Annotated in this window: 1 protein-coding gene; it reads left to right on the top strand. The window is 36.1% G+C overall.

Annotation, left to right across the window (positions count from 1 at the left end; all coding sequences use genetic code 11):
* Window positions 1-241: 241 nt before the first annotated feature.
* Window positions 242-1,432 (top strand): aspartate aminotransferase family protein, encoded by a 1,191-nt coding sequence (locus GO685_RS05195; protein WP_175937864.1) that lies wholly within the window; start codon window positions 242-244, stop codon window positions 1,430-1,432.
* Window positions 1,433-1,566 lie beyond the last annotated feature (134 nt).

A 1,566-nucleotide genomic window follows, 5' to 3' on the forward strand; every position in this document is an offset into this window, starting at 1 on the left:
CTGTGTATTCCTTTCACGCTTTTCAAAAAACTAAAAACTTGTTTTCAATTTCCTTCTTTTATATAATATGCCATTTGGTGTTTCTCTATTTGTAGCTAAGTTAAACTACCAGTTTTTGCTACATCTTTCCTTATTTTCTCATAACAAACTTTTGTTCACAGAGACTAGTTTATACATATCCTTCTCATTGTGAAATAACGACTTTTATGTTATTAATTAAAATTTAGCATACCATACTTTTATGACAATTTCTCCTATCTTGCCAGTTTATTCTCCTATTAATATAAATTTTTCTTATGGCAAAGGTGTTTATTTGTATGATGTCAATGGCAAGTGTTACATAGATTTTCACTCTGGAATAGCCGTTAGCAGCTTAGGTCATGCCAATCAGCAATTAATTAGCGCTCTTAAACTGCAAGGGGAAAAGTTATGGCATATATCAAACACCTACAATATACCTGCTGCTAACAACTTTGCAGAAAGACTAAAGGACAACAGTTTTGCTGATACCGTATTTTTCACAAATTCTGGATCAGAAGCAGTAGAGTGTGGGCTTAAGATTGCTAGGGCCTATCAAAACGGAAAAGGCAGTAAAAATCGCTATAGAATTTTAACATTTCATGGTGCATTTCATGGAAGAACATTTTTAACTTGTGCTACAAACGATAGACAGAAATTTTCTGCACTACTGAATCCTTATATTGATTGGTGTGATAATGTCAAGCCCAATATTGAGAGCGTAAGAAAAGCAATTTCTAATAGTATAGGCGTTATATTGATAGAGCCAATACAGGGACAAGGTGGTATTAAAGTAATGGATGAAGTCTTCATGAAAGAGCTAAGGAAGTTGTGCGATGAAAACGACATATTGCTATTTTTTGATTGTGTACAATGCGGTGCTGGTAGAACAGGAAAGTTATTTGCATATGAACATATAGGAGTAGAGCCTGACATATGCGCTCTTGCAAAAGGAATAGGGTCAGGGTTCCCGCTAGGGGCTTGTCTTGCAACTGAAAAGGCTGCTAAGTATATGAAAGTTGGCATGCACGGTTCCACTTTTGGCGGCAATCCACTTGCAACTTCGGTAGGCAATGCTGTGGTTGATGAATTACTCAGCTCCGGTTTTTTGGAGAATGTTGAAATTAGGGGCAAGTATTTAAAGAATAAATTAGAAGGTCTGGCAAGTAAATTTCCAATGATAGAAGAAGTAAGAGGAAAGGGGCTAATGCTCGGGATAAAAGTGAAAATGAATAGCCAAAAGTTTGCAGAGGAGCTAAGTTATCGTGGTTTACTCACTGTTGGAGTAACATCAGATAATGTTGTAAGAATTTTGCCTCCACTCATCATCACTGAAGAGGAAATCGACGAAGGCATTGAGATTCTGACTCAATATTTATCTGATACCAATTCCCACTACACAGGAAGTGAATAGACAACAGTGGAAAAAAGTTATAACGTCATCCAATAGAAACGAAAAAAACTACTTGACAAATCTCACCAAGCCCGTTATCACAAGGTTGAAGCTATTGTTTATCTTCAGTCTGTGCAGATTAAATGACAAAAAAA

It is taken from the genome of Wolbachia endosymbiont of Madathamugadia hiepei, from assembly GCF_013366855.1.
Classification (GTDB): Bacteria; Pseudomonadota; Alphaproteobacteria; order Rickettsiales; family Anaplasmataceae; genus Wolbachia.